The following is a 25299-nucleotide window of genomic DNA, read 5'->3' on the forward strand; positions in this document are numbered from 1 at the left end:
GATATGACCGTTGTGACTCCATTTTTATCTCGTCCATTGCTCTCGCTGCCATTGCTATTTGGGCATAATTAAATGGTGATTGAACCTAATACAACGCACTTTGCAGTTAGGACAGTAAGGGGTAAATAATGACTACGAATCCGGTGAATGGGGCAAATATAGGTGTCAATCAATTGTCACAGGCAGGAACTACGCAAAGCAAGGGATTAGGCCAACAGGATTTTTTAAGATTGATGGTCGCACAGGTTCAACATCAAGATCCCCTGGAGCCTAGTACTAACGGCGATTTCCTAGCCCAATTGGCACAGTTTAGTACGAATGACGGTATTACTAAGATGCAAGAATCGATTGAGCAACTTGCTAGCTCCCTGCAATCAAATCAGGCATTACAAGCATCCGCTTTAGTGGGCCGTAAGGTTTTAGTGCATAGTACTAGCTTAAGTCTTGGACAAGAAGGTGATACAAAAGCTGCCGTTGATATTCCTGCTGGGGTGAGTGATTTGACAGCTTCTATTTATGCCGAATCAGGGGAGTTAATTAGAAAAATTCCTTTAGGGCAACGAAGTGCGGGACAATTTGAGTTCAGTTGGGATGGATTTAATCAAAAAGGTGAGCGTGTTTCTGCCGGAAAATATGCCATTAAAGTAAATGGCATTTATTCTGGCAAGGAAGTTGCCTTAAGAACTATGACAGCGGCCAATGTAGACAGCGTGAGTTTAGGTCAAAATGGTGAGGGTTTAAAATTGAATGTTGCCGGTGTGGGGCCGGTATCACTCAATGACGTAAAACAAATTACCGGATAAATGGAATTTGCAGCGCATTCAAGAGAATAAACTGCAAGTGCCAAAGGTTATCAAATTGGGGTTTAAATCTGATAACCAGAATCAAACGGACAGGAGGCAATCATGGTATTTGGAACAGCACTGAGTGGAATTCAGGCAGCATCTTCTGATTTGGATGTGATTGGTAATAATATTGCAAACTCGGCAACCACGGGTTTTAAAAGTTCGCGGGCTGAATTTGCTGATGTATATGCCACTGGTTCTTATGGAGGCGGTGCCAATTCTATTGGAAGTGGTGTACGTCTATCCCGAGTACAGCAAACGTTTGGTCAAGGTAGTTTTACTTTTACCAATAACAGTCTTGATCTGGCCGTTAGTGGTTCCGGTTTCTTTGTTTTGGATGATCAAGGCTCCAAAGTTTACACCAGAGCAGGTGCCTTTGGGGTAAGTAATGATGGTTATATCGTAAATAGTTCCAATCAACGTTTGACAGGGCTAATTGCCGATCAATCTGGTGCGTTAAGTAGTTTGGCCGGTGATCTGCAAATTAATACCGCTAATATCAACCCAAATGCTACAACACTCGTGACCAGTGGCTTAAATTTATATTCGAATGCTACAGCGCCGACGGTCAATTGGGCGGGTGGTGTTTCTCCAGCAAGTGATACTTACAATAATGTTACATCCTCGACAGTTTATGACAGCCTGGGGAATTCACATGTTTTATCCATGTATTTTATTCATGCTGACTCCACCGCTGTTCTAGGGGCTCCGAATGCTTCTACACCTCCAGGAACGACTAACCAATGGTATGTGGCTTTCCAATTGGATAATCAGGATCTGCCCCCTTTAGGTGCTGTTAACAACACGGATAATTTATATCGCATTAATTTTAATAGTGATGGATCTTTTGCCAGTGCGGCAGATTTAACCAATGCTCCTTTAGCTAATAACCAGATTCCTTTATCAGTCGCTTTAACGAATGGAGCAAATCCTCTAGCGTTTAACGTAGACCTCACCAATAGTACTCAATTTGGTAGTCCTTTTGCAGTGCAATCAAACGTTCAAAATGGTTTTACCACAGGGCGCCTGGATGGTTTGGATATCGATGAAGAAGGGATTTTATTTGGACGTTACACGAATGGGCAATCGCGAGTCATGGGGCAAGTTCAGTTAGCCAATTTTGCCAATCCTGATGGTTTGCAGTCTTTGGGAAATACCAATTGGGCTGAAACTTCAGCGTCAGGACAAGCTTTGATCGGTAACCCTGGCACCGGTAGTCTTGGTTTGATCCAATCAGGTGCCCTTGAGGATTCAAACGTGGATCTGACCGGCGAATTAGTCAAGTTAATTGGTGCCCAGCGTAATTTCCAGGCCAATGCACAGACTATACGAACTGCGGACGCGGTAACGCAAACAATTATTAATATCCGTTAAAAATAGGCTCTATTAATAATCGCTGTGAAAGATGAGCGCCAATAATAAGAAGAGGATCATAGAATATGGAACCCATCCTTTATAATGCCATGAACGGCTCACAAACCGATTTTAATCGTCAGGCAATTAGTGCAAATAATTTGGCTAATAGTGGTACAGTAGGATTTAAAAGCGAGTTATTCCAGGCACAATCTATGTATCTTACTGGTTCAGTAGCTACTGCTGAAGCATTGGTTGGCGAGCAAATACATGGTGTGGATTTTACCGATGGTCCTTTAATGACGACTGGACGAGATTTAGATCTTGCTGTCCAGGGAGATGGCTGGTTTGCGGTACAAGACTCACAAGGCAAGGAAGCGTATACACGGGCAGGTGATTTGCATGTCGACGAAAATGGAATGCTAATGACAGCATCAAAGCATCCTGTTCTGGGTGATGGAGGACCAATTTCCATTCCTCCCGCACAGCGAATTGAGATTGGAAGTGATGGTACGATATCAATAGTACCGCTAGGTGCAGAGCCCAATGAACTCGCAGTCTTGGATCGCCTTAAACTGGTTAAAGTAACGAACAAAGATCTCATTAAAAATAATGAGGGTTTAATGAAACTAAAAGGTGGGGGGGTAGCTCTCGCAGATGCTTCGGTGGTCCTGGTAAAGGGGGCTTTGGAAGGTTCTAACGTCAATCCTGTTGCAAACATGGTTGAATTAATTAATACGGGAAAAGAATTTGAAGCGCAAATGAAAGTTATGCAGACCGTCGACGAAAATTCACAGAAATTGGCACAACTATTGCAAGTGTGAGTTTTATAATAAAAATAATAATAAAAACAAGGAACGGCCATGGAACCAGCATTATGGGTTAGTAAAACCGGTCTTGATGCGCAAGATAAAAATATTGCAAATATTGCTAACAATTTGGCAAACGTCAACACAACAGGTTTTAAGAAGGGAAGAGCGGTATTCGAGGACTTGATTTATCAGAATCTGCGTCAGGCAGGTGCACAATCCAGCCAAAGTACAGAAATACCGACTGGTATCAATATGGGTACTGGTGTGCACATGGTCGCCACGCAAAAAATATTTAATCAGGGAAGTATCCAAAACACCCAAAACCCCCTCGATATTGCCATTCAGGGAAGAGGATTTTTTAAAGTATTATTGCCTGATGGGACAGAAACCTATACCCGGGATGGAACTTTCCAGAGTGATTCTCAAGGTCAGCTTGTTACGGCGAATGGCTATGTGTTGCAACCTCCCATGGTTATCCCCCAGCAAACTTTAAGTATAACCGTTGGTAATGATGGTACTGTGAGTGCGCTTGTTGCAGGAAATAACGTGCCAACTCAACTTGGTATTATTCAATTAACGGATTTTGTTAACCCTGCGGGTCTGCAACCATTAGGGCAGAACTTGTTTGTTGAGACTGTTGCTAGTGGACCTGCACAAACTGATAACCCAGGCAATTCAGGTTTAGGTAGCCTTTTACAGGGCTCTTTGGAAGCATCTAATGTCAACGTGGTGGAAGAGCTAGTGAATATGATCCAGGCTCAACGTAGTTATGAGATTACTGCAAAAGGAATTCAGACTGTAGATAACATGTTGCAGTATTTAACCCAAACGTTGTAATTAGGTATTGGCGATGACTAATTTTAGGTATCTCTTAGGCGCAGGAATTATATACTTGCTCACAGGTTGTGAAGCATTAAATCCACCCTATCCAGGTACTGAACCCGAGTATTCGCCTACGTACCCAACAACGCCGGATCCTACCCAGAAGCGCTATGCAAATGGTGCTATTTATAATGCAGAAACGGTATTGCCGCTTTTTGAAACGCCTCGTGCAAGGCACGCAGGTGATCTGGTTACGGTGATCCTGGTGGAAAAAACGGATGCTCAAAAGCGTGCTATTACCAGACAGCGAAAAAATGATAAAACACAAATTGTGAATGCAACGGTAATGGGGCGTCCGGTGAATTTGGGTGGTGGTTATAACTTTGATTTCGATTTAGATGCCAACCGTAAATTTGAAGGTGAGGGGCAATCTGTACAGAATAATAAATTGGCAGGCAGTATATCAGTAACTGTGGCCAAGGTTCTGGCAAATGGAAATATGGTGGTGCAGGGTGAAAAGTGGATTCGTATTAACCAGGGCAGTGAGTTTGTGAGGTTGTCGGGAATTATCCGACCTCAGGATATTCGGCCAGATAATTCCATCACGTCAGATAGAATAGCAAATGCGAAAATCGCCTATGGCGGCGTGGGTCAAATCAATAATACGAATGCACAAGGTTGGTTTGCCCGATTTATTTGGGGGCCTCTCTTCCCGATATAAGTTGTCAATTTTTAAGGGACCAGCTAATGCGTAAAAGCTCTGTAATTTTTGTTTTTCTGCTTATCAGCACTTTCACTGGTTTGATTTTTGCTGAGCGCATCAAAGATCTGGCGACCTTGGCAGGCGTTCGTAATAACCAACTGATTGGTTATGGTTTGGTAGTGGGACTTGACGGCACCGGCGATCGCTCTGGCACCCGATTTACGGAGCAGAGTTTTGGTAATATGTTGATGCAGTTAGGGATCAATATTCCTCCCGGAGTCAAACTGAATTCTAAAAACATTGCTGCAGTCATGGTGACTGCCAACCTTAGTTCATTTATGAAAAGAGGGCAGACTATGGATGTGAATGTATCATCTATAGGGGATTCAAAAAGTCTTCGCGGTGGAACCCTATTGCTTACCCCTTTAAAAGGGGCTGATGGGCGTGTTTATGCTATGGCACAGGGCAACGTCACTGTTGTTGCTTTAGGAGTGCAGGGTGATGACGGCTCGAGCGTTACAGTGAATGTACCCAGCGGTGGACGCATTGCCAATGGAGCAACAGTGGAAGTTGATATTCCTAATCCTTTCTATTTTTCACGGAAACTGACTTACAATTTGCATAGTCCTGATTTTACTACTGCAAAACGGATGAGGGATGCAATTAATGAATTGATGGGACCAGGTACTGCAGAGGCAATAGATGCTGCGTCAGTAGAAGTGTCAGCCCCCAAGCTGATGTCGCAACGAGTAGATTACGTTTCTGTATTGGAGAATATTGAATTTACGCCAGGAGAGGCTGAAGCGAAGATAATTATTAATCCGAGGACTGGAACGATTGTGATTGGGCAAAATGTTCACGTGAAGCCCTCTGCTGTCTCACATGGCAATTTAGTAGTGACGATTAGTGAGAATCCGCAGGTGAGTCAACCTAATCCTTTTGCCAACGGACGAACAGTCGTTGTTCCTGATACCCAGATCAATGTTGAACAACGGGGTAACCGTACCTTTTTATTCGCACCAGGTACTTCTTTAAAAGATATTGTTAAAGCGATTAATGCAGTTGGAGCTACGCCAGCTGATCTAGTTGCTATTCTGGAAGCCTTAAAACAGGTTGGGGCATTAAATGCGACCATAATCATCATTTAACAGGTGAACTGAGATGACGATAGAAGGACTAGCGGTAACTGATTTTCAGGGTTTGCAAAATTTAAAGCTAGAAGCACAGAAGGATGCTAAACAGGCATTACCTGAAGTAGCAAAACAGTTCGAAGCAATTTTTCTGCAATCAATGCTAAAAGCGATGCGAATGGGCCAGCATTTTCTTGATGATGCAAGCCCATTTATGGGTAAAAATGAGCAGATGTTTCAAGACATGCTTGACGGGCAATATGCTAATAATATTTCTAATGGTCAAGGCCTTGGTTTGGCAAGCATGCTTGCTAAGCAATTGGGACAATCAGTCAATACGGCTGCTGCTACCACTGCTAATCCCAAGGCAACAAATGTAATAGAACAAAACATGTTAGCCTCCCGTGTTGCTGCTCCTATAGCTGTTACTTCTGCAAAAACAAATGCTGGCAGCGCAGACATCGATGATTTTGTAAAGTCGATATGGCCTTACGCAAGACAGGCAGCTGGTTTACTAGGCCTTGATCCTAAAATCTTGGTAGCCCAAGCAGCCTTGGAAACAGGGTGGGGGCAATTTATCGCCAAAGGATCTGATGGCAGTAGTAGCAATAATGTATTTAATATTAAAGCGGCCTCAAATACAGAGGGCGAAACAGTAAAAATTAAAACTACCGAGTATATTGCCGATACACCTATTAAGATGAATGCTTCGTTTCGAAAGTATCCATCCGTTGAGCATAGTTTTAATGATTATGTCTCTCTGATTAAGGGAAATGAACGTTATGAAGCTGCTTTGGCAAATACTGGTAATCCTGAGCGTTATGTTGATGAGTTGCATCGTGCGGGGTATGCAACAGATCCTGGGTATGCCAGTAAAATATTAGCAATATACCATGGCGATGAGTTACAACAGGCTTTAGAAAGAAATGGTTTTTCGGGAATAGATTAATGTTACTTGGAGGCGTTTCGTGATGCTTAATTTTTAGAATGGTAGACGTTATTCGGCTACAGCATCGCCTCAATATTTAGGAGTAAGAAGCATGGCAGGAATTTTAGGTATTGCTTCATCAAGTCTCAATGCGTTCCAACGCGCTCTTGAGGTGACAGGTAATAACATTGCAAACGCAAATAATAGCGGCTATTCCAGGCAAACTATTCATTTTACGCCCACACCCGCCCAACGCTATGCGGGTTCTTTTATTGGCACTGGAGTCGCTGTTTCCAATATTAAACGTAATAATGATCAATTTGCTACTCAGCAGTTACGCGATACACTGACGACCAAAACAGAATACGATACGTTTTATCAACAAGCATTACAGATTGACAAGCTTCTCTCTCAAGAAGGCACCAGTATTTCAGCGGCGTTACAAAATTTCTTTAGCTCGCTCGGGCAATTAAATGATGCGCCAGATAGTCTGGCATCACGTGGTGTTGCATTGAAACAAAGTCAATTGTTAGTCGATCAGTTCAATACAATGCAACTCCGTTTAGATGAGTATCAACAAAATAATACGGCGCAAATTAGACAAGCTGTGGAACAAATCAATCAAATTACTGCCAATATTGCCCAAGTCAATATTCAACTTAGTGCGATGCCAAATGCACCTGAATTAATGGATAAACGAGATGAATTACTACGTGAGTTATCTCAGTATACCGATGTCACCGTGATTGAACAGGGCGATTCAAATATTAGTGTTGGAATTGGCAGTGGAGAAATGCTGGTTATTGGCTCCGAGCAACGTGAATTAAAGGTTGATCTCCGCGATAGCGATCAGTTTGGAACAAAAATTTTTATTAAGAATGGTTTAGGGCAAACTGATATCAGCCGTAATTTACACTCTGGTATGTTGGGTGGTTTCCTTGATTTTGAACAGGGGATTCTTTCAAATACAAGTCAATTGCTGGGACAAATGGCTATTGGACTTGCAGCAACGTTTAATAACCAACACCGCTTAGGCCTTGATATGAATAGCCAAATTGGTAAAGATTTTTTTACTGATTTCAATCAAATGAGCTTGCAATTAGAGCGCTCAACTCCGCGAATAACCAATACTGGCACAGGTGTTTTATCAGTCGAAATTTCTGATATTAGCCAACTTGAGCTAAGTGACTATGAACTATTGGTTAGCGATACTTCTACCAATGAAATAAGAATCATACGTAAATCAGACGGACAATCGACAACCTTAAATTGGACTGATACACCTCCTACACCACCAGCTGCTCAAGTGGTTATCGATGGATTAACTATTACCGTTGATAATATAAATAATTTAGTTGATAACGATCACTATATGTTGACATCCACCCGTGGTGCTGCGCGTGATCTTAAATTAAATATTTCTGATGCGCGCGAGATCGCTTATGCCGCACCTGTCCGTACTCAGGCTTCTTTAGCCAATACTGGAACAGGGCATATTGCGCTGGGGGAAATTTTTGATACGACTGTAGTGGATAAAGAATACCGTATTGAATTTATTTCAGATACACAATACAACCTGGTGAATGTCACAGATACGATAACAACTGGACCGTTCCCTTTTACTCCTAATATTGATAATACGATAATGATTCCTGATACCCTGACCCCTTCGTATTCAATTGTGTTATCCGGCATCCCTAAGACAGGTGATACATTCACTGCTTCTTATAATAGTGGTGGTATAGGCGATAATTATAATGGTTTGAAATTGGCCTCTCTACAACAAGATAAGATCTTTGAAAACGGGACAGAAAGTTTATTTGACAGGTATTCTGATTTAATCGCTGAAGTGGGCGGAAGAACCTACCAAGCTAAACTTCGCAGTGATGCTGCCGATATATTACATCAGCAAGCCGTTGAGTTTCGCGAAAGTAAAAGTGGTGTTAATTTGGATGAGGAAGCTAGTAATTTACTCCGTTTTGAGCAAGCTTATCAAGCAGCAAGCAAAGTAATGGCTATTTCAGGCCAGATAATGGATGTATTATTTGCTGCACTGAGGTGAATAATGCGCATTTCAACCAATCAAGTTTTTCTGCGTGGGCTTAATGGGTTATTGACACAGCAAGCCCAGACTTTGAAATTACAACAGCAATTGTCATCCCAGAAAAAAATAGAATCACCGTCTGATGATCCTATTTCTGCTTCAAAAATTGATTTGATGAGGCAACGGATTAATGCGGCTGAGCGGATGCAACAGAATCGGGAAGCAGCAGTTAGTGCCCTGACTTTTGAAGAAAGTGTGTTGGGTAATACAATTGGTGTTATTCAGCGTCTTCGGGAATTACAGGTTCAAGCGGGTAGCACTGCTCTGTCAGAGGCCGATCGTCATGCCCTTGGTGAAGAAGCAAAAAACCTTTTAGATCAGTTATTAGGGATGGGGAACACGCAGGATAGTAATGGCTATTATTTATTTAGTGGTAGTAAAACAGCGACTCAACCATTTACCAGAGATGTCAACGGAGCGTTTCTTTATAACGGTGACGAAACGCAACGTTTACAGACTATTAGTGGCGGTTTGAAAATTGCAACCAACGATAATGGCTCTGATTTATTTATGCGTATTCTTAATGGAAACACTTTTTTTACCGTTACACCTACAGCTACTCCAAATACGGGTACTGCTTCAGTGACTTCGGGAACGGTTTATGATGCAGCTATTTTTGTTCCAGATGATTATACTTTGCAATTTGCATTAAACTCATCAAATCAGTTGGTGGTCATGGTAAGTGGGGTAAGTAGTGGCTCAGTCATTCCACCTACTGGTTTGGTTGATGATGCACCAGTGTATGAATCTGGATCAACGATTAGTTTCAATGGTATACAAATAACCGTTTCCGGTGAACCACAAGTCGGTGATAGTTTTGCTATCAATCCTGCGCGGAATGAATCTCTTTTTTCAACAGTGGCGCGCATGGTTGATAATCTTAATAGTCCCTTTGCCAGCCCTATTGATAAAGCAATTGTTCAAACTGAAAATAATCAATTGCTCGATCAGTTCGACACGGCACTTGACAATATCATTGCTTACCAAGCTCAGGTAGGAGCTCGTCTCAATCAATTGGATGTGGCTGATCAAGTCAATTCGGACTTAATTGAAACAAGCACAGAGACCCTCTCTTCACTGGAAGATGTGAACCTTCCTGAAGTCGCGGTCAAACTGGATTTGCAGCGCATTTATTTACAAGCAGCACAACAAAGTTTTGCCCGCATTCAAGGTTTAACCGTATTTAATTACATTTAATTTGAACCTGCTGTCTTGATTGATTTATGCGTTTGATACTTAAATCATTCCGTTGAAACCTACTGTCTATTCAAAGGAGAGTGCTAACATCAAAGGAATGTGGGCCTTTGATGTTAGCATGGAGTAGGGCGTTATTATTTCTTTTTATGGTTAAAGACATTACACAGATGAGCATTAATGGTTTCAACTGCATTCCGGCAAGCAGGGGTATCCGCGATATCATTTATCATCAGAAAATCGTGAATAGTTCCGTGATGGCGGATACCGGTAACAGTAACACCCGCTGCATTCAGATTATGGGCATACGCTTCGCCTTCGTCACGGAGTACGTCGCATTCACCATTAATGACTAATGCTGGTGGTAACCCTTTTAATTGCTCTATAGAGGCTTTTAATGGACAAGCGGTTATTTCTTTTCGCTTTTCTTTATTGGGTAAGTAATTATCCCAAAACCATTCCATCGCTTTTTTGGTTAGCCAGGGGCCCTCGGAAAATTCTTTGTAAGAGCCATTTTCAAAATTAGCATCTGTCACTGGATAGATAAGCACTTGATAGTCGATTTTAGGTCCGCCACGCTCTTTAGCAAGCAGGGTCATGACGATCGTCATATTACCACCTACGCTATCTCCGGCTACTGCAAAGCGAGAGGTGTCGAGATTAAATTTTTTACCATTTTCAGCAACATATTTTGTTGCTGCATAGGCCTCTTCTATTTGAGTAGGATATTGCTCTTCAGGTGCTAAACTGTAATTGACAAATACAACGGCAGCATGCGACCCAACGGCAAGTTCACGAACAAGGCGTCCATGAGTCTGATAATCGCCAAAAACCCATCCAGCACCATGGTAATACATGAGCACAGGCAGTGTTTCTTTAGCTCCTTTAGGACGGACAATCCTAATGGAAACGTTGCCTTTGGGGCCAACGGGGAGAGTGTGATCCTCAATGTCGACATCAGGTTTTTCGGACTTCAATTCTTGCAATTTATCAAATATGGCTCTACCTTCAGATACGGGTAGATCATAAAGAGGTTTGCCCCCTGCCTTTTGTATTTTCTCTACAAATGCCCATGTTTTAGGCTCAATACGTTTATTTAGGTCCATTACAATATCCTTATAAAATAAAATATCACTTATAGGTATAAGACTGTTTATGCAGGAAAGCAAGTTATATATAGCGGGAGCCTAAAATTAGAAAATATTTCTTTCTGGCCCTTCTATTATTGTGGGCCAGATTTATCAGGTGCTGTAGTTAAGGGCGCAAGCAAGGGGCTTTCCGTCTTATCAGGGGCAGGCTTAAAAAGGCGAGCATAGGGTGTATTTGTATAAGCAAGGGTCTCTTGTTTTTTTGCCGAGGGGAGAATTAAACTTATCGCTGCATATATCATATCATTAATGAATTGGATGAAAGTGCAAAAGCCTTCTATTAGGGTACGGGTTTCTTTATCGTTACTGGGAAAATCAACCAGCGATTTTTCCTGTGATGCTTGAAGTTCAACCCCTGCAAGATTACACAGAAGCTGTACACTACGTTTGTTACCAGATTTTTCCGCGGCCCCGATAGCATTGCTCGATTTTATCAAAGCAGGGATGTCAACATCTGCAATGTTTTTTTGATAACACTCAACCAGCTTTTCAATACACTGCGGACTTCCTGAGGTTGCTACTAACTGTAAGAAATCTGCTCGGTTTTTAGCGTCCCTTATATAGCTACAAAAAGCTGCATTGATCGCCTCATCTTTGAGTAAGCGCTCGAAGGCTTCATATCGCCCTGTTTCGAGCGCAAGCCTGCAACTTTCTACATAGACTTTATCAGGGTTCTTGATTAGTTTTCGATGTTCATCTTTCAATAAGACGTCAAGCGCATCAAGGCGGTTATCTCTTGCTGCCAGTTGCAAGGCAACTTCCGGATTACTTGCTCCTTTCTCAAAGCATAGACGGATTTGCTCAACATCGTTTTGCAGCACAGCCATCGCTAGTGAATCGAATTTATGTCCATTGATTTCCATAAATTGATTGATCTTGTCCGGCTCTTTTTTTAATAAATTTTTAAATATCCATTCTTTGGTTGGGTATTGATGATTACTGGGTTTATCAGGATGACTACATATATTGATAGTTAACGGCAACAACGTCGCTGCCTTATCATTGTCTGGGAAAACAGTAGTTAACAATTTGGCCAGCGACTTACCGTCTTTGCAAATATCAATTAGGGTATGGTTTGGATCATAGACGCGAAATTCGCCATTTTTCACAAAAACGGAGATTGCATGAGTAGGTGTACCAACAGTCCAGGCAGTACCTTCCACTTTTAATTTATTAAATATCTGGCTCCAATCCTTTACATCCGCGACTAGAGCAAGATTATATTCTTTAACGATGGGTTTTTGGGTTACTCCATCCTTATCAAGAAATTTTAAGAGTTGAATTGAATCATCTTGATTAAGCGTTTTGTTAAATTCTTTAGGTAAATAGGCAAATAGAACTTCACCAATAAATTTATTCGCTTTACTGTCATCCAGATTGGAAAATTTATCATTATTGCTTGGAGGGGGGGCGACGCCATGCTCTTGAGCATATAAAATTTCTTTACCTTTATGCTCAATATATTGCAGCATGATAAGAAATTCTTCTTCTTTATCCTCTAAAGCATATTTACAATAGACGGCTGCCAAGCCATTACAGATCCCAGTCTTATTTGCTTTAAGATCTATCTTATTGGCTTGTAGATACAGATTAAGCATAGGGACTAAAGTCAATTGAGATGTAACTTCGGGTGATGGTTTTGGCATTTTATTTAAAATTAAAACATGGTGATAAATATTATAGCATCGTGAGGTGGTTAAGTCACCAAAAGTATGGGCTGATTTGCCGAGGTAAATGATGTTTTCGAACTTACAATATTTACAACATAAGCGCTTTATCCCTTTATGGAGAGTAGCTATCTTTTCGCTTTTAGGCGCGTTTTTCATGGCGCTTATGGCACAAAAAAAATTATCAATACCAGGAACTGCTTTACAACTTTCTTTACAGAGTTTAAGTGTTTCCCTTTTAGTAATTATTTTTCAACGTAAAGCGTTGTGGGCAGTTGTAGTCTATTTGGTACTTGCCACCCTTGGATTTGCTGTTCTTGCTGATGGCTCCTCAGACCCTAATTGGTTTGGCTCAATTAAAGCTGGTTATTATTGGGGATTTCTTCTGGCCTCCTGGGCAGTTGGCAGTGTTTTAGCAACGGTGCGACCGCACCGTTTTGTTAAAATCTGGTTTTGCCTCTCCTTGAATGAGACGTTGATTTTATTCTGTGGTTTTTTGCTATTAAGCTATCATTTCGGTTTTAAACAGGCATGGTGGATAGGGGTTTGCCCTTATATTTTAGGTGCCCTTGGAAAAATAACATTTGCTGCACTTTTTTATAAATTTATTTTATTAAAAGAAGAAGACAAATCGCAGTAGCCTAATTGAATTGTATAAACTTAAATAAAGATTCAATGAACCTTAGATGGGGATAGAACATGTTAGATAAAATAAAACAATTTTTTACCTCCAGTGCATTCGCTGTCATTGGCGCCTCAAATAATCGGCAAAAATTTGGTAACAAAGTCCTGCGTTGCTATTTGCAAAATAATAAAACGGTTTATCCAGTGAACCCTGGTGAAAAAACTGTTGAAGGAGTGCCTTGTATCGCGGAAATTGCCGATTTACCCCAATCTGTAAATAGCATTTCCATTATTACTCCACCTCGGATTACAGAAAAAATTGTGGTACAAGCTATAACAAAGGGAATTCAAAATATTTGGATGCAGCCGGGAGCGGAAAGCGATACTGCGATTAATATTTGTCTGGAAAATAAAATTAATGTTATTGCTCATGGTCCCTGCATTTTGGTTGAGTTGGGTTTTACCGAACAGTAAATGTTGATAAATTTAGGATGCTGCGGACAAGCCGCAGCATCCAGATGAATAAACTTGAATTAAAGCAATTGAATTTCTATCCGCTCAATCGATTTTCCTGGATGGGAGCGTTTTAAGGAAATATAGCCTACTTCGGCCGTCGATTTAACATGTGTCCCGCCACAAGGAACTTCAGCGAAGCCATCAATTTTCCAAAAACGACGTTGTGTGGAAATATCTGAATAGCCAGTTTGAATGAGTTTATCAGCCTCAATAATGGTATTGTATTCGCCTAATATTTCCTCAAAAATTGCAGAAATATTTCTGTCATGAATAAAATCGATTCTAGCTTTATGCTCAGCAATATGGGCACCAACTTTCTTAAAATGGTATTTTCGTGTGACGAGTTCCAAAACTAATTCTGCAGCAAAATGCAAACGCATAAGCTTGTAGCGGCGTGGCCAATCGATAGTCATAATTACTTCATCATTAATCTTAAGATTATGGTTATTGGCAAGCGTATAATAAATAAGGGAGCCGTCCATTCTTGAATCAATAATCTCTAGATTATTAATATAAGCTTTATCACTTTCCTGGCCGCCAGAAAATGAATAGGCAATCGTTTTTTCTAGCAAAATATCATTATCGACGATGGAAATAATTTTGGTGTTGAGTTTACGTTGATAGGGATCTTGCCAAAATAATTTTTCCATGTTTTTTCCTCCGGCTATGATGTGTAGAGTGCAGATCCAGATAGTTCTTGCTGTCTGCTGGATTTCAAACCCAGCAAACAAACAATCAAAGCGCCTAAAATGGCACAGATTGGTATTAACATTAATGCACGTTGATAGGCCAATAGACTATACAGTTTAATATGCTCGCTACTTAATAAACCACTCCACGAGAGATCCATGACCTTACCTATGACGGTATGGAAAAAAGAGCCGCCAAGCATATTGATGCAATTGAGAAATGCAACGGTAATGCCCAGCTGTTCTGTCTTGACTAAATCGGAACCTGCTGCAAAGACAAGTACTTGATAACAACATAGTAAGCCAAGGGTAAAAAATAAACCGGCAAGAAACCACCAATGGTAATTTTCCTGCATTAATAAGGCGGTAAATAGGCCAGCCATACCAAAACCACATAGGACAACGATAGTGTAGTGACTTAATTTTTTACTACAAAATGCTAAGACAGGCCCTCCAAAGAGCATACCAAAAAATACAAATGAAATAAGTTGTGCTGCATCATTTTTACTGATGGAGTAGGCAGTCATTAAATAAGGAACTCCCCATACATCACTGAAGCCTTCCAGAGAGCCGACCATTAGCAAATTGGCAAATGCTAATAACCAGATAACAGGTGAGGACAGGAGTGTTTTAAAACTGGATAATTTAAATGACTCCTGAGTTATTTTTTCTTTGTTATGTGTAGGGCTCCGTAAAACAAAATAAGTGCTGCAACCAACCACAATAGAGACCAGGGCAAGGGTTAGGGCAACTTTTTGCCAATGATAGATCTCAATGAGAAGACTGAGAGGTTTGCCGCCATAGATAGCTCCCATCAGACCTATAGTAAAAGAGAAACCAATCATCCTGGTATATTGATTTTTGGGAAACCACTCGGACACTACCTTCGATACACCTAAAAAACCTGCCGCAGAGCCAACTCCCACTAGGAATCGACTTAAACAGGCTAAATGCCAATTGTTGGTATAAGTAAATAACAGTGTGGCTGTACCGCAAACAATGGCAAAAAGTCCCACTATGTATCGAGCTCCGAAGCGATCCAGGAGAAGAGCAGCAGGAATTTGCATGCTTGAATATCCATAATAATAAAAAGCTGCAATCAAACCGAAATGACTGGCATCGATAGAAAATTGGGCCATCATTTGCGGCATCATCAAACCCGGCCAGAGGCGTAAGATGAATTGATAGGCAAAAAACACTAAAGGGAAAAACCACATTACAAAGGGTAAGTATTTATATTTTTTCGTAAACATGCGTAGCCTCACCAGGTTAAGGTTTAGAAAGTTGTAACAGCAGAAAATGGGCGTGGCAGTTCGTATCGGCTTTCAGCCGATAATAATGAAGGGAGTAAAAGTAATAAGATTAAAGCTTATAGAAAGCATTGTTTATGGTACAGTGGTTAAGTTTGATAAAAAACAGTATACATAATGTGTTTTTTTATAGCAATGGCTTGGGTGTGCGTAGCGTGTTGCGGGAAAGTGGTGGGCCGTATAGGGTTCGAACCTATGACACAGAGGTTAAGAGCCTCCTGCTCTACCAGCTGAGCTAACGGCCCCGCGAAAAACTACAGCATAACGGGTTAAAGCAAAAATACAAGTATGTTCCTGATTATTATCGGTTGCCTTTACTAAAAAATTATTGTTGCACTGTGATACACAGAGATTAGTGCATAAACAAGCAATGGCATCACTTTGATTAACATGGATTTAACTTTCATTTTTATACTCTGTTAGAATGAATAGGGCTGAATCATTCAAGAAGTGTGCCTTCTCTGAGCAGTTTTATTTTATAATGCCGTTTTGATTTTTAAGATCCTATAAATATACGCTAGAATATTGTTTCTACTGCAGTTTCGAAACGGTGCTTTGAGCCCTTAAACTGGTTATCTTCTACCCTCAGTTAGTTGGTTTGCTTATCTAATCAGGGTTTGCCGGCAATAATTGTAGTTAAATTGTTTATATTTGGTTGATAAATGCTCACAATATATCGATAATACCCAGCCAGATTTTGTTTAAATATAAAATTTTATTAGGCAAATATCGTAACTTTTTAATTTTTAATGAGAATTACCTTGGTTAGAAAATTTTTTATCATAGCTTTGCTTTTTTTTACTGTATTGGCGGACACCAGTTTTGCTCAAAAACGACTGATTGCCATTACTATTGATGATTTGCCTTTTGTAGGTGAAGCAAAAAACTTTCATTTAAATATGATTATTAATGCCATTAAATCGCATGAAATTCCAGCAACGGGGTTTATTATCGCTGGCGAGGTTAATCCTGATAACTGGAAGATGCTACATAAATTTCGCGATGCGGGTCTGGGATTAGGTAATCATACTTTTTCGCATTTAAATTTAAATAAAGTAGATACAGAGGCTTATATTGAAGAGATTGATGCCGCTGACAAAATGTTAATGCCGGTGCTCACGGAACCAAAATTTTTTCGTTATCCTTACTTAGCAATGAGTGGCGGTAATAAAAAAGAAAAAGTATTACATTTCCTTTCAAAAAAGAATTATCACGTTGCGCCAATTACAATTGATAGCAAGGATTTTATCTTTAATCAGCTTTTATTGGATGTACCGCAAAATCAACGGCGTAGTTTTCTTGAGGCACTAAAAGTAGCTTATATCGATTTTATCTGGCAGCAGACTTTAAAAGCAGAAGAGCATGATCGGTATAATCACAAAGCAGATCAAGCCCAAATTTTATTAATCCATGCTAACTTGCTGAATGCCTATGTATTACCTGACATTATTAATCTTTATAAGCAAAATGGTTTTACCTTCGTTAGCTTGGAGGAGGCTTTAAACGCCCCTGAATCTCCTAAAATGCTTGCCAAGAAGGAAAAATCGCAAAGTGATGCCAAGATAGAAGAATATCTGGATTGGGATTAACACACCAAACAAAAATTTACTAACTTTTATTAGTTTATAAAATTAGAAAGCCAAAAATTGGCTTGTTTGAACGCTTTGGTCACTTTGGACATTGTCCTCGCCAACACTGGAAGCAAGACGCTCAACATCTGCAGTCATTGAACCCGTGTCATCATGCTCCAGCGATTCCTCAACTTCGTCCCTCTCAACGGCTTTTATTACTCTATATTCAAGGCTATTTTGGACCGCTTTCCGGGCTTGTGCGGTATATTCTTGAACAGCATTAACTGGCGGTAACATTTGCAAGATCCATAATGCACTGCCAAAGAAGCCCCCAACCCCGGTGCCTGCCAGGACAGCCACATTTCCGCCTTTAAAGGCTCCCCAGACAGCTCCGACAATAGACCCACCTGGTCCGGCAGCTGAACCGAGTACACCACCGATAGCTGCTCCAACGAGAGTGCCTAAGACGGTAGATAAACTAGCCAAGAGAAAACCTTTAATGAATCGGCCGAAGATTTCCCATCCAGTAGGATTAAGCTTTGCCTGCTCCTCGTAGGTTTTAAGGAAATCAATTTTCGCTGCTTGATCATGATTATCATCAGTAATGAACTCAACAGCTCGCTTGCATTCTATAAGTTGCTGATAAGCATAATTTTTCTCAAAATCAATGGATTTTCCTTCTTGTATTTGGTCTAAAAGCTCTGCTAGAAGCTTTTCTTTTAAGGTCGCAGTAGCTATCGCAAGACTTGTTTTTAATCTTTTTTCCTGGGATTTATCTTTATCTGCTGTTATAGAAGCTGGTAAGGGTTTAGCAAGGTATGCCTTTAATAAAACGTCTATTTCATCACTACGTGCAAGAATAGCCTTAATGGTTTCATCACCAGGGTTATCGACAAGAAGGATTTGTAAATCTTTTTTAGCAGGAATCTGGCTTACCCAGTGGGAATTTCTCCAGTTATCAAGAATCATATCTGGGCTTTCGTCGGCAGCGTATAGGACTACAGGGCTGCCATTTTTGAAATTTTTAAAATTAATTGGTCGTTCAGTGTGTTCTTCCCAATGTCCTTGATCGAGGTGAAGCCCATTGCCGGTGATCATTCCGTGTAATGCATTAAGCGCTTCTTCAGTACCCCAGGAGCGAGAATCTTGTAATCTCGCTGAATAGGCCTTAAGCTGTTGTCTTTCATTGGCTTGAAAGAAGGCAACTATTTTCGTTTGAAAAAAAGCATCAATAGCTTGCAAGAGTTCAGCTTCAGCTTGATTTATCGCCTTATCATCTGGATCAGCTCCGTTAACACCTGTTACCACGTCCTTAAGACGCGTTACTTTGTCGGCTACTTCTGGATCTCTGATTATCTCTTCTGCTAATTGTGTTGTGTAGTTGCTAATTGCGGCATATATATTTGGAACCCGATAAATCTCTGCTTCGTTAAATTCTTGCTTGGATCGATCATCCTCTGGAACCTGGATTTGCGTAATGATTTCTTGGTGTTCCCTGGAGAGTTTGGCTTTAACTAGTTCTTTAAATTTAAAAGCAACAGCACTAAATAAAGAGGAGCCACGTGGGTCTTTAAGAAAGTCGCTGATTATTTTTTCAGCAGCAGTTTTTCTTAGTTTAGGTTCCAGGATTAATTCAATTATTCGAATATCTGCTGGGGAGACGAAACCTGGTTTTTCTAAAATTTTGTTTAAGAGTTCTTCTTCTGCCGTATTTAACTCTAACAACTCAAAGATCTGTGTTTTATGCTCATGTTGAGAGCCAAGCGATTTAAGGTGATACATTAAAGAAATGGCATAGGCATAATACATGCAACTTCCCTTACCACTATTATCTATCACTCTCATGTTAATTGAGCCCCAAATTCATTGCTTAAAAGAGCTATTGTAAATTAAATAGCTTAAGAAGAGATTAACTTTCTCTAGAAATCGCAGAAAATTGTTAATAACTGCATGGTTTTTTTTCAATACAAGTAAAAAAACATCCATTTTAATTGTTTTTTTATTCATTTATTAGTTCTTGAGTATCGCATTAAGTTGACCAATCACTCAATTAAATTTAAATTTAATCTGTCTGACTAAAAAAAGCAGCAAGTGTAAGGCAAAAAACAGGAAGAAAATCACTTAAGGAGAGTCACGATGCTTGCAAAAGAAGATATCTTAAAAATAATTAACGAGTGTCGTAAAATTGGTGAAGAGGGGCTTAATGAAGTAATAGCATCAGTTCCAACGTTAAGTGTTGATTTTTTATTACCGCCAAAAGATTTTTTAGGGATAAGTAGTAATCCGGCAATCTTTGTAAATCATGATACTTATCGACTCCTGGGCAAACATCATCATGTCTGGAGGAAAAATAAAACAATAGCAGTAAAAGAAGATTTTCTGGAGAAAGAGCCAATGATGATCATTGGCATTATTGTCCATGAGGTAGGGCACGCTTTTAATGTGGCAGCAGGAATAACAAACTCTGAGTCAAATGCGTATCTTTTTGAAATTGAAGTCTTGTCGCTTTGGGCCAGAACAGGAAACTCCATGTTGTTTAACTGTAGTGTGAGTGATGTTCAGGCATTTTTTGAGTCACGCCTTTCTATGTATCGTATGGAAATTAGGGGAAACGAGCATTTAGCCAGGCTTGTTGAAGCAATTGAAAAAAAAGAAATTTTTTCCTTGCCCCAGCACACTTCAGCAGAGTCAAGGGAGGTATTGCCAATGTTAGGTAGTTAATTGTTTTCACCAAGGGGTATTGTTGATGGCGCCTCCAAAGGGGGGAGGTGCCTTTTGACTTCTAAAAGCAAAAGGCTAGATCGATATCACAACACATCATGCTTGTACTTCAAAAGGCTTAGAAATAATACTTTTACTAGTTAAAGGCTTAGATTGAGTACTATATTGTGACAAAGTATTCTTGGTCTGCATAAACGCTACCAAGAAAAAGCAACCAAATACGACTCTAAAGGCGATTTTAAAAAGGCTAATTCTTTCCATGAACTTTATCCTCCTTCTACAACAGATACTCATTATCTGTATTTTCGCTCCAGTATTAGGCTGGATTTTAAGCATAGACAATGAAATTACATTCTGCAAATAAGTTTTATAAAGTTTTTAAAAAAATTAACTAATGTTACATTTTTGTAAAGGACATTTTACTGGCTTTGAAGAAACTGTGCAGCAGTATTTGTTGTAGTCTTTTTGACCTAAATAGGGGGCTATCGAATTCTCGATAGTCCCTATTCTAATTCTTTAGAATACTTTATTGCAAGAGTTATTTAGATTGATCTTTCCATTCTGGTATATCCCTTTGATACCATGCAGCGGGCTTCAAAATTGCTGCGTGCATAAGAGCCCTCGGTATTTTCATCAAAATAGCTTTGACGCATATCCCGTTCACATTCATAGCTATCTCTTGCGTATTCTTGCGGTGAAACACCGGGTTTATCCCAATAGGTTTGAGTACAGGCGCCAAGGGTAAACGATAATACTAACAACAAGCATTTTTTCATTTTTTCTCTCTAAACAGCTGTAAGGAAAATAGTTTTGCAACATTATAGTATAGATTTTGATTCAAGTAATCATTATAGATCTATATGAGCAAATTGTAGGCATTGCTGCTGCGAAGAAAAAGTAATATATTGATAAAAAATAATTTTTTTTCTAGATAATACCGTGAAAATTGATTAACTAAGGTGAGGCTAATTTTCCGATTGAAACATAGCGGCAAGTAAATGAAAATGATTTTGTTTTTGGGGCTTTTGTCAAATGCAGATAATGATTATCACTCGCCAATAATCCATTTAGTTCGAGAGTAGCTTCTATTTGATGGAGATGATCGCGATGAGGCGATTCCCACTCACTAATTTGTTGTAAAGCTTTTTGTTTTGCTTCTTGTTCATCAGTAGCCACAACAAAAATATTTTTATGCAATTCTGTAAATTGTTGTGGATCGTAACCACCCAGGTTCACAAAATAGAGTTTATTTGCGTTATCTTTGGGCGGTTCGGTTGAAATGTGGATATTATAACCATCGGCATAATCGAGAATTCCCCAGGCATCCAGATGTAAACTCGTTGGAATACCCCACCAGCTTTGGCGTAAGCTAGGATAAGTATCTTCAATACTATTGGCTACGACAAAACGCATATCATGCAATTCAATTAACGATTGTTTATGCGTACCACCGATATAAATAACAAATAAATACATATAGGCACCATGAGTGACGTCACTACGTTAAGAAGCGGGTTTAAATTATCAGGAAGGTAATAACTCGTAAAGAGCGCGGGTGTTTTCAATAGATATCGATGATCTGTCGCGTCGGTACCGACCCTGTGAAACTGGCGTCCCGGAGAGGATTCGAACTCCTTGGGAGGTGGATTTAATAAGCAACTCAATCTAGTTCTATGTATCTCCATGCAAATGATGCTCTTATAAATAAAGGACTTTTCTGGTTTTTCATTGCATGGCATACATGATTGCTGCAAAGTCACCAATAACTTACAGATAAGAAACAGATAAAAGAGGCTAAAGTGTAGAAATAGAAAGTAGAAATTTCTGTAGTGCCCCGCAATTAAAATTCATTTGCAAGACACTCAAGAATCAAATAGTATAAATCTGCGTTTGACGTGTTTAAATGCAATAAGCGCTGACAGAGAGGGCTCTCAACTCCTCCCCGCCAGCTAACCACAATCTATCGACAAGGATAAATTATGGCTAAACGAATCTTAGTCTATTTCAGTTTTGTATTTCAATGGCATGTCCGTAAGAAGCCGCCAAAATTTCCCATTATTTACACCGGTTGAACATTAGGAGCATGGTTTATAGCGTGCTTTTAATTCGCTTTTAACCAAAAATCTTAATTATTTCAGCGACTAGAGACACAGGAATTATTTTTTCAATAATTCCTGTGCTAAGTCACACCTTTAAAAAAATAAAGGAAGAATAATGGTGAAAACAAAGCGAGAAACCTTAACGGAAACGAATTTAATCGATAGTCCCTTCTTTCAAGTCTTTGCGAAAAATTACCTGGACTATTTAGGGAATAGTAATCCTACCCACAAACAGCTAGCCGAAATACAGGCACTTCTTTCTAACACGTGGATAAGACTACCGATTCATTTCGATTTACGTTTAAGTGAGCAGGAAAAACAATGTCTTTACTTATCCGCCCAAGGAAAAGGGCTGAAAGAAATAGCAGCGTTTCTAAATGTCTCCCTGCGACGAGTGACTCAATATCGGCAAGCAATCTTTAAAAAACTAGGATGCAGGAATATAACCAGTGCAATTATTGTAGGCATTCGCTATGGGGTGATTAAGAAGGGGGAGGCACTGGACGATTAAATATGGAACCACTATTAAAGAAGCTTGAAGAAATTGGCAATGTTTGATTATTAATAATTGATCCTATTGTATCTGCCGTTACAGGTGACAGCCATAAAAATGCAGAAGTCAGGCGAAGCTTACAGCCTTTGGTTGATTTGGCTGGAAGATTAGGTTGTGCCCTATTGGGTATTACTCATTTTTCCAAAGCAACACACGGGCGAAATCCGGTTGAACGATTAACTGGCAGTTTGGCTTTCGGAGCGTTAGCACGTGTAGTTCTTGTGGTTGCTGAGTTACCCAAAGAGGATGACCAAGACGAAATGACTTGGTTATTAATTCCTGCCAAGTCCAACATTGGGCCAGACGAAGGCGGATTTGTATACCAGTTACAGCAAAATGAGCTAGAGGGGTATGTGGATCATTTATCAAATGGAAAGAGGCTGTAGAAGGTTCAGCACGAGATTGGTTAGCAACTGCTAAGAAGACTAATGAAAGAAGGAGCCAAGTGCCTTACAAAGAGCAATGGAATTTTTAGCAACTTTGCTAGCAGATGGGCCATTAGCTCAACAAAATATTGAAAAACAATACTCTAATGAAGGGCATTCGGAATCAACAATTAGACGAGCAAAAAATTTGCTCAAGATTAAATCACAAAAAAAAGGAGGGCCTTTGGGAGATGAAGAACAAGAATGGGGTTTGGTCATTACCTACGTCCACCAATGATAAAAGAGATTGAAGGTGATCAAAAACCAGAAGATGCTCAAGAATAATATTGAGTATCTTCTGAATTTTTGAACATCTTCTGTGATTGAGAGTCGTCAGGTGAGATTCAAATTTTGAATTTGTTCGGATGGTGGGTGGGGGTAGCAGGGTTTTGGGGCTGGGTATGGTCATCCGGTGGCGTACAACTTTTCCAATCACTCTGCCAGTCAAATTTTAGAGTGTTTTTAAATTGCTCATGTATATCATTTTAACTAACTTGAGCTTTCATATTTTATCTTTGATAATCATTGCCATTATTTCTTGCTTGATACGAGGTTTACCTTGGAGACCATAATAGATAAATGGATTTCAGTTGAAGGCGTTGCAGAATATTTGGATGTTTCAACTATAACCATTTAGCGCTGGCTTGAAAAAGGAAAAATTCCAGCGCATAGAGTGGGTAAACAATGGCGCTTTAAATCCAGTGAAATTGATGCGTGGGTAATTTCTGGCGACGCAGCAGAGCCTTCCATATAGATGTATTTTATTGGTAGGAACGTTTGGCAACAAGCTGTTGCCAAATTAATGGTACATGTTTTTGAAGCTATTACAAAAGCTGGATTAATTGTGCAAGTGGCGCCTGCACAATTAGTGCATGCTGCGTTGCACTATTGAGGAAGTATAAATTATACATTGATAAGGTTGTCTTATGAGCGATAAATCTCCCAAACAGAAACTGACTATTCGAAATAGTACAGCTGAATTTCTTATTTTTAGCCAACAAGCAGGCGAAAATGGTATTGAAGTGCGCTATGAAGAGGGTTCTATCTGGTTAACTCAAAAATTGATGGCTGAGTTATTTAACGTGGATATTCGCACAATTAGTGAACACTTGCAAAATATTTATGCCAGTGGAGAATTACAAGAGAATTCAGTTATCCGGAAATTCCGGATAACTGCCAGTGATGGTAAAAATTACAATACTCAGTTTTATAATTTGGATGCCATCATCTCCGTTGGTTATAGGGTTAACTCCAAGCGTGCAACCCAATTCCGTCAATGGGCAACTCAAGTTTTAAAAGAGTTTGCTATCAAAGGTTTTGTTCTGGATAAGAAACGGCTGGAAAATGGTAGCTTCCTTGGTGAAGATTATTTTGAACAGTTGCTAGAAGCAATTAGAGAAATTCGTCTTAGTGAGCGCCGGTTCTATCAAAAAATTACAGATATTTATGCAACTAGTGTTGATTACAATAAAAATGCCCCAACAACTCGGGATTTTTTCGCTAAAGTGCAAAATAAATTGCATTATGCAATACACGGCCGTACTGCTTCAGAACTTGTATGTGAGCGAGCCGATAGTAGCAAACCCTTTATGGGGCTTACTAATTGGGAAGGAAGCCCAAATGGAAAAATTCTTAGAACAGATGTATCGGTTGCAAAAAACTATTTAAACACAGAAGAATTAGAATCTCTTGGTCGTATAGTTAACGCCTATTTAGAGTTAGCGGAAGATAGAGCTAGACGGAAAATTCCCATGACGATGGAAGATTGGAGTAAACGGTTAGATAACTTCCTTGAGTTTGATGAACGTGATGTTTTGCAAAATGCTGGAAAAATTAGTGCAAAAATCGCTAAAGGGCATGCTGAAAGTGAGTTTGAAAAATATCGTATTATCCAAGATAGGCTTTTTGAGTCTGATTTTGATAAAGAAATTAAAGCAATTACAGAAGAAAAAAAGAACCATGATATAAGTTAAAAGATTTCCTAATGAAGTCTTTTACGAGTTATGCTCGAATCTGGTGTATGTGAAAAATAAATTAGGTGGCGTATCCTGTTGATTGTTCGCCAAGAACATAATCAACAAAAGG

The 25299-nt window shown here is 39.8% G+C and carries 24 protein-coding genes, 1 tRNA gene and 2 pseudogenes; 19 read left to right on the forward strand and 8 right to left on the reverse strand.

Annotated features, from left to right (window positions below; all coding sequences use genetic code 11):
• Positions 1–128 precede the first annotated feature (128 nt).
• From Lfee_RS07370 to flgL, 9 genes are all read left to right on the forward strand, one after another.
• Positions 129–803 carry a flagellar hook assembly protein FlgD gene (locus Lfee_RS07370; protein WP_058445389.1) on the forward strand — a complete coding sequence of 225 codons (675 nt, stop codon included), beginning with the start codon at positions 129–131 and terminating at the stop codon, positions 801–803.
• Positions 804–905: 102 nt separating this feature from the next.
• Complete coding sequence (gene flgE, locus Lfee_RS07375; protein ID WP_058445391.1) at positions 906–2219, forward strand: flagellar hook protein FlgE; 1314 nt, start codon at positions 906–908, stop codon at positions 2217–2219.
• Positions 2220–2284: 65 nt separating this feature from the next.
• Positions 2285–3022, forward strand: coding sequence for a flagellar basal body rod protein FlgF (locus Lfee_RS07380; protein ID WP_058445393.1), 738 nt, complete (start codon positions 2285–2287; stop codon positions 3020–3022).
• Positions 3023–3061: 39 nt separating this feature from the next.
• Positions 3062–3847, forward strand: a complete 786-nt coding sequence (gene flgG / locus Lfee_RS07385) for a flagellar basal-body rod protein FlgG (RefSeq protein ID WP_058445395.1) — start codon at positions 3062–3064, stop codon at positions 3845–3847.
• 13 nt (positions 3848–3860) lie between these two features.
• Entirely contained in the window at positions 3861–4553 is a 693-nt protein-coding gene (locus Lfee_RS07390) for a flagellar basal body L-ring protein FlgH (protein ID WP_058445397.1), read from the forward strand.
• A 26-nt stretch (positions 4554–4579) separates the two neighbouring features.
• A complete protein-coding gene (locus Lfee_RS07395) occupies positions 4580–5683 on the forward strand; it encodes a flagellar basal body P-ring protein FlgI (RefSeq protein WP_058445399.1) in 1104 nt (367 codons plus the stop codon).
• A gap of 13 nt (positions 5684–5696) precedes the next feature.
• Positions 5697–6614 (forward strand): flagellar assembly peptidoglycan hydrolase FlgJ, encoded by a 918-nt coding sequence (gene flgJ, locus Lfee_RS07400; protein WP_058445401.1) that lies wholly within the window; start codon positions 5697–5699, stop codon positions 6612–6614.
• A gap of 91 nt (positions 6615–6705) precedes the next feature.
• On the forward strand, positions 6706–8655 hold the full coding sequence (flgK, locus tag Lfee_RS07405) for a flagellar hook-associated protein FlgK (RefSeq protein ID WP_058445403.1): 1950 nt from the start codon (positions 6706–6708) through the stop codon (positions 8653–8655).
• A gap of 3 nt (positions 8656–8658) precedes the next feature.
• Complete coding sequence (flgL, locus tag Lfee_RS07410) at positions 8659–9894, forward strand: flagellar hook-associated protein FlgL (RefSeq protein ID WP_058445405.1); 1236 nt, start codon at positions 8659–8661, stop codon at positions 9892–9894.
• A gap of 134 nt (positions 9895–10028) precedes the next feature.
• Here flgL and Lfee_RS07415 read toward each other — a convergent pair whose 3' ends face one another.
• Positions 10029–10997 carry an alpha/beta hydrolase gene (locus tag Lfee_RS07415; protein WP_058445407.1) on the reverse strand — a complete coding sequence of 323 codons (969 nt, stop codon included), beginning with the start codon at positions 10995–10997 and terminating at the stop codon, positions 10029–10031.
• 116 nt (positions 10998–11113) lie between these two features.
• Positions 11114–12685: a hypothetical protein gene (locus Lfee_RS07420; RefSeq protein WP_131753204.1), complete on the reverse strand. Its 1572-nt coding sequence runs from the start codon at positions 12683–12685 to the stop codon at positions 11114–11116.
• Positions 12686–12773: 88 nt separating this feature from the next.
• Here Lfee_RS07420 and Lfee_RS07425 point away from each other — a divergent pair, with 88 nt between their 5' ends.
• Together Lfee_RS07425 and Lfee_RS07430 are read left to right on the forward strand one after the other, a co-directional pair.
• Positions 12774–13346 (forward strand): biotin transporter BioY, encoded by a 573-nt coding sequence (locus tag Lfee_RS07425; protein ID WP_082646601.1) that lies wholly within the window; start codon positions 12774–12776, stop codon positions 13344–13346.
• Positions 13347–13405: 59 nt separating this feature from the next.
• Entirely contained in the window at positions 13406–13804 is a 399-nt protein-coding gene (locus Lfee_RS07430) for a CoA-binding protein (protein WP_058445412.1), read from the forward strand.
• A 59-nt stretch (positions 13805–13863) separates the two neighbouring features.
• Here Lfee_RS07430 and Lfee_RS07435 read toward each other — a convergent pair whose 3' ends face one another.
• From Lfee_RS07435 to Lfee_RS07445, 3 genes are all read right to left on the reverse strand, one after another.
• The gene (locus tag Lfee_RS07435) at positions 13864–14496 is read right to left on the reverse strand and encodes an alanyl-tRNA editing protein (protein ID WP_058445414.1); all 633 of its coding nucleotides are present in this window, start codon (positions 14494–14496) and stop codon (positions 13864–13866) included.
• A 14-nt stretch (positions 14497–14510) separates the two neighbouring features.
• Positions 14511–15788: an MFS transporter gene (locus Lfee_RS07440; RefSeq protein WP_082646602.1), complete on the reverse strand. Its 1278-nt coding sequence runs from the start codon at positions 15786–15788 to the stop codon at positions 14511–14513.
• A gap of 226 nt (positions 15789–16014) precedes the next feature.
• Positions 16015–16090: transfer RNA gene (locus tag Lfee_RS07445), tRNA-Lys, on the reverse strand.
• A gap of 504 nt (positions 16091–16594) precedes the next feature.
• Between Lfee_RS07445 and Lfee_RS07450 the strand changes: the two genes are divergently transcribed.
• A complete protein-coding gene (locus tag Lfee_RS07450) occupies positions 16595–17434 on the forward strand; it encodes a polysaccharide deacetylase family protein (protein ID WP_058445418.1) in 840 nt (279 codons plus the stop codon).
• Between the two features lie 42 nt (positions 17435–17476).
• Here the strand turns inward: Lfee_RS07450 and Lfee_RS07455 are convergent, their stop codons facing one another.
• The gene (locus Lfee_RS07455) at positions 17477–19225 is read right to left on the reverse strand and encodes a glycine zipper family protein (protein ID WP_058445420.1); all 1749 of its coding nucleotides are present in this window, start codon (positions 19223–19225) and stop codon (positions 17477–17479) included.
• Between the two features lie 327 nt (positions 19226–19552).
• On the opposite strand from Lfee_RS07455, the gene Lfee_RS07460 reads away from it, so the two are divergent.
• Positions 19553–20137: a hypothetical protein gene (locus Lfee_RS07460; protein WP_058445422.1), complete on the forward strand. Its 585-nt coding sequence runs from the start codon at positions 19553–19555 to the stop codon at positions 20135–20137.
• 542 nt (positions 20138–20679) lie between these two features.
• Here Lfee_RS07460 and Lfee_RS07465 read toward each other — a convergent pair.
• Positions 20680–20913: a hypothetical protein gene (locus Lfee_RS07465; RefSeq protein WP_058445423.1), complete on the reverse strand. Its 234-nt coding sequence runs from the start codon at positions 20911–20913 to the stop codon at positions 20680–20682.
• A gap of 178 nt (positions 20914–21091) precedes the next feature.
• Entirely contained in the window at positions 21092–21613 is a 522-nt protein-coding gene (locus tag Lfee_RS07470) for a DUF1543 domain-containing protein (protein WP_058445425.1), read from the reverse strand.
• A gap of 738 nt (positions 21614–22351) precedes the next feature.
• On the opposite strand from Lfee_RS07470, the gene Lfee_RS07475 reads away from it, so the two are divergent.
• The 6 genes and pseudogenes from Lfee_RS07475 to Lfee_RS07495 all read left to right on the forward strand — a co-directional run bounded on the left by Lfee_RS07475 (position 22352) and on the right by Lfee_RS07495 (position 25187).
• Positions 22352–22747, forward strand: a complete 396-nt coding sequence (locus Lfee_RS07475) for a response regulator transcription factor (RefSeq protein ID WP_058445427.1) — start codon at positions 22352–22354, stop codon at positions 22745–22747.
• 65 nt (positions 22748–22812) lie between these two features.
• Positions 22813–22878, forward strand: a pseudogene (locus Lfee_RS17885) (hypothetical protein); the annotation flags it as partial.
• Between the two features lie 6 nt (positions 22879–22884).
• Positions 22885–23175 carry an AAA family ATPase gene (locus Lfee_RS07480; RefSeq protein WP_238584889.1) on the forward strand — a complete coding sequence of 97 codons (291 nt, stop codon included), beginning with the start codon at positions 22885–22887 and terminating at the stop codon, positions 23173–23175.
• 76 nt (positions 23176–23251) lie between these two features.
• A complete protein-coding gene (locus Lfee_RS07485; protein WP_058445431.1) occupies positions 23252–23452 on the forward strand; it encodes a hypothetical protein in 201 nt (66 codons plus the stop codon).
• A gap of 411 nt (positions 23453–23863) precedes the next feature.
• A pseudogene (locus Lfee_RS17640) lies at positions 23864–23968 on the forward strand (helix-turn-helix domain-containing protein); the annotation flags it as partial.
• 172 nt (positions 23969–24140) lie between these two features.
• Positions 24141–25187: a virulence RhuM family protein gene (locus tag Lfee_RS07495; RefSeq protein WP_058445433.1), complete on the forward strand. Its 1047-nt coding sequence runs from the start codon at positions 24141–24143 to the stop codon at positions 25185–25187.
• Positions 25188–25299 lie beyond the last annotated feature (112 nt).

It is taken from the genome of Legionella feeleii (assembly GCF_001467625.1).
GTDB lineage: Bacteria > Pseudomonadota > Gammaproteobacteria > Legionellales > Legionellaceae > Tatlockia > Tatlockia feeleii.

Excerpts from the sequence above, each read along its gene's own strand:
- Lfee_RS07415 (WP_058445407.1), bottom strand. The coding sequence starts at position 10,997 with ATGGACCTAAATAAACGTATTGAGCCTAAAACATGGGCATTTGTAGAG.
- Lfee_RS07395 (WP_058445399.1), top strand. The coding sequence starts at position 4,580 with ATGCGTAAAAGCTCTGTAATTTTTGTTTTTCTGCTTATCAGCACTTTC.
- Lfee_RS07470 (WP_058445425.1), bottom strand. The coding sequence starts at position 21,613 with ATGTATTTATTTGTTATTTATATCGGTGGTACGCATAAACAATCGTTA.
- flgJ (WP_058445401.1), top strand. The coding sequence starts at position 5,697 with ATGACGATAGAAGGACTAGCGGTAACTGATTTTCAGGGTTTGCAAAAT.
- Lfee_RS07390 (WP_058445397.1), top strand. The coding sequence starts at position 3,861 with ATGACTAATTTTAGGTATCTCTTAGGCGCAGGAATTATATACTTGCTC.
- Lfee_RS07425 (WP_082646601.1), top strand. The coding sequence starts at position 12,774 with ATGATGTTTTCGAACTTACAATATTTACAACATAAGCGCTTTATCCCT.
- Lfee_RS07370 (WP_058445389.1), top strand. The coding sequence starts at position 129 with ATGACTACGAATCCGGTGAATGGGGCAAATATAGGTGTCAATCAATTG.
- Lfee_RS07380 (WP_058445393.1), top strand. The coding sequence starts at position 2,285 with ATGGAACCCATCCTTTATAATGCCATGAACGGCTCACAAACCGATTTT.
- Lfee_RS07430 (WP_058445412.1), top strand. The coding sequence starts at position 13,406 with ATGTTAGATAAAATAAAACAATTTTTTACCTCCAGTGCATTCGCTGTC.
- Lfee_RS07475 (WP_058445427.1), top strand. The coding sequence starts at position 22,352 with ATGGTGAAAACAAAGCGAGAAACCTTAACGGAAACGAATTTAATCGAT.
- Lfee_RS07420 (WP_131753204.1), bottom strand. The coding sequence starts at position 12,685 with ATGCCAAAACCATCACCCGAAGTTACATCTCAATTGACTTTAGTCCCT.
- Lfee_RS07460 (WP_058445422.1), top strand. The coding sequence starts at position 19,553 with ATGCTTGCAAAAGAAGATATCTTAAAAATAATTAACGAGTGTCGTAAA.
- Lfee_RS07485 (WP_058445431.1), top strand. The coding sequence starts at position 23,252 with ATGGAATTTTTAGCAACTTTGCTAGCAGATGGGCCATTAGCTCAACAA.
- Lfee_RS07495 (WP_058445433.1), top strand. The coding sequence starts at position 24,141 with ATGAGCGATAAATCTCCCAAACAGAAACTGACTATTCGAAATAGTACA.
- Lfee_RS07450 (WP_058445418.1), top strand. The coding sequence starts at position 16,595 with ATGAGAATTACCTTGGTTAGAAAATTTTTTATCATAGCTTTGCTTTTT.
- flgG (WP_058445395.1), top strand. The coding sequence starts at position 3,062 with ATGGAACCAGCATTATGGGTTAGTAAAACCGGTCTTGATGCGCAAGAT.
- Lfee_RS07435 (WP_058445414.1), bottom strand. The coding sequence starts at position 14,496 with ATGGAAAAATTATTTTGGCAAGATCCCTATCAACGTAAACTCAACACC.
- flgK (WP_058445403.1), top strand. The coding sequence starts at position 6,706 with ATGGCAGGAATTTTAGGTATTGCTTCATCAAGTCTCAATGCGTTCCAA.
- Lfee_RS07440 (WP_082646602.1), bottom strand. The coding sequence starts at position 15,788 with ATGTTTACGAAAAAATATAAATACTTACCCTTTGTAATGTGGTTTTTC.
- flgL (WP_058445405.1), top strand. The coding sequence starts at position 8,659 with ATGCGCATTTCAACCAATCAAGTTTTTCTGCGTGGGCTTAATGGGTTA.
- flgE (WP_058445391.1), top strand. The coding sequence starts at position 906 with ATGGTATTTGGAACAGCACTGAGTGGAATTCAGGCAGCATCTTCTGAT.
- Lfee_RS07455 (WP_058445420.1), bottom strand. The coding sequence starts at position 19,225 with ATGTATTATGCCTATGCCATTTCTTTAATGTATCACCTTAAATCGCTT.
- Lfee_RS07465 (WP_058445423.1), bottom strand. The coding sequence starts at position 20,913 with ATGAAAAAATGCTTGTTGTTAGTATTATCGTTTACCCTTGGCGCCTGT.